This window comes from Blastocatellia bacterium (genome assembly GCA_035573895.1).
Classification (GTDB): Bacteria; Acidobacteriota; Blastocatellia; order HR10; family HR10; genus DATLZR01.
Genome location: DATLZR010000034.1, coordinates 1 through 6337 on the forward strand (window position 1 = coordinate 1; position 6337 = coordinate 6337).

Here is a 6337-nt window from a genome sequence, read left to right on the forward strand (position 1 = left end):
CCCGGTTGGTCTCATGTGACCTCAGACCGACAGGGTGGCATTTTATTCGATCACTTCCGGCTCGGCAAGTAAAATGTCTGTGAAATCACCGCATCCTGCACGCGGCAGACTCTCGGTGACACGTGATGGCCGCCTGTTCAATCTCGTAGTCGAGTTTGTCAAACCGAATGGAGTTTTCGTTTTTCCATGGCCCGTTGCCGCAGGACGTCAATCCAGACGGCGACGACGATGACCACGCCGATGACGACCGTTTGCCAGTAGGCAGAGACATTGAGCAAGTTGAGACCGTTACGCAACACACCCATGATGAGAGCGCCGATGAGCGTCCCCCAGACGGTCCCGACCCCGCCGAAGAAGCTTGCCCCGCCGATAATGACAGCGGCAATGGCGTCAAGCTCGGCCCCGACACCCGCCAGAGGAAATCCCGAGTTCATACGTCCGGTGAGGACGATGGCGCCGACGGCAGCGAGGGCTCCGCTCAAGGCATAGACCAGCGTGAGCCGTCGGTCAACGGGAATGCCGGAAAGTCGCGCCGCCTGAGGGTTCCCGCCAATGGCATAAATGTCACGGCCAATGGTCGTCCGGCTGAGAAACAGATGGAAGAGACCGTAGACGATGAGCACGACGACCACCGGAGTGGGAATGAAGGCAATTGTTCCGGCTCCCCAGAAGCGAAAGCGCCCGGGCAATTCGGAAATGGGGAAGCCGCCCGAGATCACCAGAGCAAGCCCCCGCGCTACGTTCATCATACCGAGGGTGGGGATGAAAGGATGCGGCAGGCGGAGTTTTGTCAGCAACAATCCGTTGGTCAACCCCAGTCCGGTTCCCACGCCAATGGAGGCGATGATCACCAATTCGGGGGCGAGGCCGGATTTTAACATCATCGCCGCCAGCACGCTGGTGAGCCCGAGAATCGAGCCGATCGAGAGATCAATCCCAGCGGTGATGATGACAATGAGCTGCCCGAGTGCAAGCAATGCATTGACGGCTGATTGCCGAAAGACGTTGATCAGGTTGTCGAAGGTGAGGAAATAAGGCGACAGGACGCTCAGGGCCGCGCTCATGAGGATGAGCCCGAGCAATGGACCGAAGCGCCGCAGCAGCGCGCCGATAGCCTCGCGCGCGGCATTGCGTTGTCGCTCCTCGGCAGCGGAAAAGGATTCATCACGCGGAGATGCTGTTCGGGGATGCATCGTTTGCTCCTGTGGCGAGTTGCATGATGCGTTCTTCGGTGGCCTCTTGCCGTTGAAGTTCGCCAACGATCCGACCGCGATGCATGACGAGAATGCGGTCAGCCAGATGAAGAATTTCCTCCAGTTCCGACGAGACCAGAAGGATGGCGGCTCCCCGAGCGGCCAGTTGACGGATGAGGTCGTAAATTTCGGCCTTGGATCCCACATCAATTCCTCGCGTCGGTTCATCGAGGAGAAAGATCAAGGAATCCGCTGCGAGCCAGCGGGCGAGAACGACCTTCTGTTGATTGCCTCCGCTCAAGTAGATGACGGGCTCTTCGATATGACGAGTCTTGATTCGCAGCTCGCGCACGAATTGCTGGGCGAGTTCGCGCTCGCGGGTGGGAGGCAAAATAAGACCGAGCCAGGCCAGCCGGTCCTTGACCGCCAGTTCGATGTTGAAGCGCACGGAACCTCCGAGAACGAGCCCTTTCGTTTTTCGATCGTCGGTGACCAGGGCCAGACCGTGGCGCACGGCATCAACAGGGGTCCTGAATCTGACCGGTCGCCCGTTGAGATAAATCCTTCCGGCATCCGGGGGTGGTGCAGCAAAGAGGGCTTCGAGAAGTTCGGTTCGCCCGGCTCCGACGAGTCCAGCAATGCCCAGGATTTCCCCGCGCCGTAGGGTGAAGGAAATGTCCGAGAACTTCCCTCGTGCCGTGAGCCCTTCGACGCGAAGAACCTCGGTTGCGACCGGTCGAGTCGAAGGGGCAGGGAAGTGTTGACTGATCTCGCGGCCCACCATCCAGCGCACGAGATCATCCGGCGTCGTCTCGGCAACTCGGGCGGTCGCCACCCGACGACCATCGCGGAGAACCGTCACGCGGTCAGCAATGTCGTAAATCTCGCGCAAGCGATGAGATATATAGACGATGCTCACGCCCCGCTCCTTGAGCTGGCGGATCGTCCCAAAAAGTTTCTGTGTTTCATGCTCCGACAGTGGAGAGGTCGGTTCGTCCATGATGATGAGGTCCGCCTCAAAGGCGAGAGCGCGGGCGATCTCGACCAACTGTTGCTCGGCGATGCGAAGTTCGCCTACCGGTCGTCGGGGATCGAGATCATGGCCCAGCGCTCGAAGTAGCTCGCGGGCTCGTTCGTGCATCTGCGACCAGCGAACCCAGCGGAAAAGCCCTCGCCTGGCCGGATGGCGACCGAGAAAGATGTTCTCGCTAACGCTGAGCGAGGGAACGAGCATGAGTTCTTGGTGAACGATGGCCAGGCCGAGAGCATGCGCCTGCCGCGGACTCTTCAACAGCACCTCTCGCCCCTTCCAGAAGATGCGTCCGCTGTCGGGTTCGAGCGCACCGGTGGCGATCTTCATTAAGGTGGACTTGCCCGCGCCATTTTCGCCAATGAGGGCGTGAACTTCGCCGGCAGCCACCTCGAAGCTGACGTCGTCCAGAACGGGGACGCCCGCGAACGCTTTTGTGATGCCTTCGAGTCGAAGAAGGGGCTCCATCACTCTCGCCGCAGCACAAGGAGATAGTCATAGATTGCTTCGCCGCTGGTCCCCACACCACCAACAAGAGCCGGAAGAGGCGGCCCGAGGAGTGACTCATCGAGGGCCACACTGTACATCCACTCTGGTTCAGATCCACCCCAGGGCCAGATCTTGGCCAGCAGACGGGAGCCCTTGTCTACGGCCAGCTTGACATGATACCAGCGACCCAGCTCGTAACCTTTGCGGGCGGCATCGTAATAGGGAAGGTTTCCGCCACCCAGACGGGTCCGCCCTCCAGGCGTGAGCCGATAAAATGCGACTTCCGTGAGGTGACGCCGGGAACGATCCGTCGCCGACTCGATCCGACGCGTTCCGACGAATCCAAACACAAAGGCTCTTTGCTGTCCTCCGCTCTGATAGACGAGACCCACACCGAAGGGGACCGCCGCTTCGGGATAGAGGAGATCGAGGCGCAGCAGCGTCTCGACCTCGATCTCATCGGGATAGACCTGATCGGCTGTGATCGCCAGATTCGCCCTCCCGCCCGGCCGTCGCACTCGAAGGAATCCATTGGCCTGTTCCCACGTCTGACCCAGCAGGTGCCAGGAAGGCTTCGGCAGCGGATCAAGAAAATCGTCGAAAAAGAGTTTCTTTGATGTGACGATAACAACAACATCATCGCTCGCTTGGTGATCTCCATCATTGACGGTGAGACGGATGCGATGAATTCCCTCTTCCGTGAGACTGTGCCGGATCCACGGTCCGCTCCATCCGACGACTATTGGGTCCCATCGGTACAAGAGGTGGCCGCGTCCCCCGAGATCCCCCGTGCGCGAGGCTGTTCCGTCAAGGGTGAAAACCTCACCGGGACGAACCGCGATGAGTCGCGTTCCCGCCGATGCTACTGGAGCCGTTCGATGTGGTCGTGTGCCCGCGGGAATCCCCAGGTAGCGATTGTTCGTGTAGGTACGGCTCAGTTGCGCGGCCGGGACCGCCGACAGGTCATTGTATTCCTCGATCAGTCGTAACGGATCGAACGCCTGCATTCCCGGCGGTAGGGTATCGTCCACGTGATCCCACCGCCAGGGTGCATTCGCCTTGTCGGTTCCCCATCTCTCGCCCCGAAAAGCGCCAAAATATCCCCACGTGCAGGTGGCCGTCCCCTGAGATCCTCCCCCACAGCCATCATGGTTGCGATCTATGTCCTCTCGCCGATCCCATAAGCCGTTTGGCTCGAAAATGTCAATCAGAGCGTAAGGGACAATGTCAACGTCCTTGCGGTAATCAGGGATTCCTGCATCCGTGCTGGGATAGTAGATCACACCATCGCCATTGATGAACCCATTGCGCCAGGGGTATTCCGGTTTGCGATAGCGCTCATAGGGAGATGGACCGTCCGGTCCAGGCCAGCCATACATTCCGTGCCCCCACGGTTCCTGCCAGGTTGTGGGATGAAAGACTGTGCCGGGCGGTGCACCGGGATCAAAGGGCAGGCGGGGGTCTCGCGGCGTGAGGATTTTGCCGTCGGGGGTCACTGCCCGCCAGACGACATCGTAGATGAAACCAGCGTTGGAATGCTGGGCTTTCTCGGGGGTTTCATGGGGCGGTTTGCCGCCCAGTCGGATGCCCGCCGCGCGTCCGGCCGGGGTGAGATAGGTGAACCAATCGTCATGGGCCAGGTACATCATCAGCCAGAGCGTGCCGAAGCCTCCATTTTCCGGTCCCTTTCGGATCATGTGCACGCCGCCTTCGAGATCATTCTCGTGACATTCACTGTCGCTGCATCGAGGCTCGCGATCTTGAGCGTGAAATGAGCAATAGCTGATGAAATAATGTGTCGCTGTTTCGACGACGCTGTAGTAGAGATAGGCACGCGCCCTCTCATCGCGCGCGGGCGGGTCGGGCGGACGCTCGGCCCAGTTTGCCCAATTGTTCAACCCATTCCAGTCCCCGTCAAAATCAAAGCGAGCGATGAAATCCCCGCGCCGCTGGAGGGGGTGATCCCGATGGGCCGGGTTTCCTTCATCCTGAGAATCCCCGGCGACTTCCGTATCCTGAAACAGGATGGGGGCATGAAATAAAGCCAGCCGGTGATAAAAGTTCGCGCGATCATCTTCGCGCGTGCCCGGGCGTGGCCACTGCGGCGGAGTCGCGCGAATTCCCACCGATGGCACCATGATGGCGAGGATGAATCCACAAACGCTCAGGCGGCGGACAATCGGTCGCCCCGTGCGGGGGAGTTTCAGTAATTCTGTTGCGTGTCTCATGCTGATCAACCTTTGTACCACCTGGTATTTTTTTGCTGTGCCGGGTCCATCACCACATGGGCAATCCGGGGGACCGACGATTTTTCCGGCCCCGATCAACGAGCTGCCAGGTGAACCGTCTCACCCGAACGAGCCGCTCGATAACAGGCATCTACCAGTTCAACGGCTTTGAGACCGTCCTCCACCGAGACGGGTGCGCCTTGACCCGCGAGAATGGCGTCAATGAACGCGCGGTCTTCCTGAACATAGCCCCAGCGAACCTCACGGTCCAGCATGTCAAAGGACTCAGTAAGCGTCTGACTCTCGAGGCCCAGTGTATACGAGAGGCGATCCATCTCCTGGGACTCAATCGTCCCGTGGTGACAGAAAACCTCCAGCCGCTCAAAGGGGAAGTGCCAACTGGCGTCGGCCGACGATGCCAGCGTCGCGTGAAGGCCGTTAGCGAATCGAATGAGCATGGAGAAGTCATCGCATTCACGATAGGAATGTTTACTGGCCTGAACCGTGAGCGCTTCCGCATCACCGAAGAACCAGCGCAGGAGATCGAGCATGTGGATGGTCGTTTCGTAGAGAAAGCCCCCGGTGATGGTAGGATCACCGACCCAGGGGGGAGACAAAAGCTCGCCCCGATTCATCTTGACGTGAGCCGAATGAGGCCTCCAGCGCTCGTCGTCCAGGAGCGCCTTCACCCTCTGATAGACGGGGGCGAAGCGGCGATTGTGACCGACCTGGAAAACGGTGTGGTTCGAACGCCAGGCGTCATAAACACGCCGGGCTTCGGCAAGCGATGTGGCCAGCGGCTTCTCGCAAAAAACATGGCGCTCGGCCTGCAGAGCGCGGAGAACCGGTTCCACATGCCCGGTATTCGGCGTGGCCACATAAACGGCGTCAACCCTTTCGATCAAGTCATCAAGGCAGCTCGCGGCGTCAACGCCAAAGGTCTTCGCGCGGGCCTGACAGACATCCGTAAGGACATCATAGAAGGCGACAAGCTGTACCCGCTCATCGCGCGAGAGAATCCGGGCGTGAAGACTCCCCATGTGACCGACGCCGACGATCCCCACCCTCACTCGTTCCATGAGCCTAGCCTGCGTCCCTCCCGCTCGTTTCCCAGGCATCTCTCTCACCAGGAGCCGGTGAGAGAAGACGGTAAATGCCGCTTTTGAATGCCGTGAGGGGACAATTATCAGCAGCGGCATCGTCTCGAGTCAAGCATGAGTGCCGTCGAGGATCATTAATGTTGGCCAGGGGAGCTGTGTTGCTTTGAAAGAGTGATCCATTCGGGCAGAATTGTTTCCTCTCGTTTGTGCCTGGTGGGAAAGGTGACGGATGCGATCATCTCTGCCGGGTTCTTGGAGACGGATTGAGGCGGGAATCGAGCTGCCGGGCCTTCTGGA

At 59.6% G+C, this 6337-nt stretch carries 4 protein-coding genes; all 4 read right to left on the reverse strand.

Annotated features, from left to right (window positions below; all coding sequences use genetic code 11):
• Positions 1-158 precede the first annotated feature (158 nt).
• The 4 genes from VNM72_03930 to VNM72_03945 all read right to left on the reverse strand — a co-directional run bounded on the left by VNM72_03930 (position 159) and on the right by VNM72_03945 (position 6019).
• On the reverse strand, positions 159-1193 hold the full coding sequence (locus tag VNM72_03930; GenBank protein HXF04546.1) for an ABC transporter permease: 1035 nt from the start codon (positions 1191-1193) through the stop codon (positions 159-161).
• Positions 1165-2691, reverse strand: a complete 1527-nt coding sequence (locus VNM72_03935; protein HXF04547.1) for a sugar ABC transporter ATP-binding protein — start codon at positions 2689-2691, stop codon at positions 1165-1167. The genes VNM72_03930 and VNM72_03935 overlap by 29 nt, the downstream gene beginning before the upstream one ends.
• The gene (locus tag VNM72_03940; protein HXF04548.1) at positions 2691-4940 is read right to left on the reverse strand and encodes a hypothetical protein; all 2250 of its coding nucleotides are present in this window, start codon (positions 4938-4940) and stop codon (positions 2691-2693) included. Before VNM72_03940 ends, VNM72_03935 begins: the two co-directional genes overlap by 1 nt.
• A gap of 95 nt (positions 4941-5035) precedes the next feature.
• Positions 5036-6019, reverse strand: a complete 984-nt coding sequence (locus tag VNM72_03945; protein ID HXF04549.1) for a Gfo/Idh/MocA family oxidoreductase — start codon at positions 6017-6019, stop codon at positions 5036-5038.
• Positions 6020-6337 lie beyond the last annotated feature (318 nt).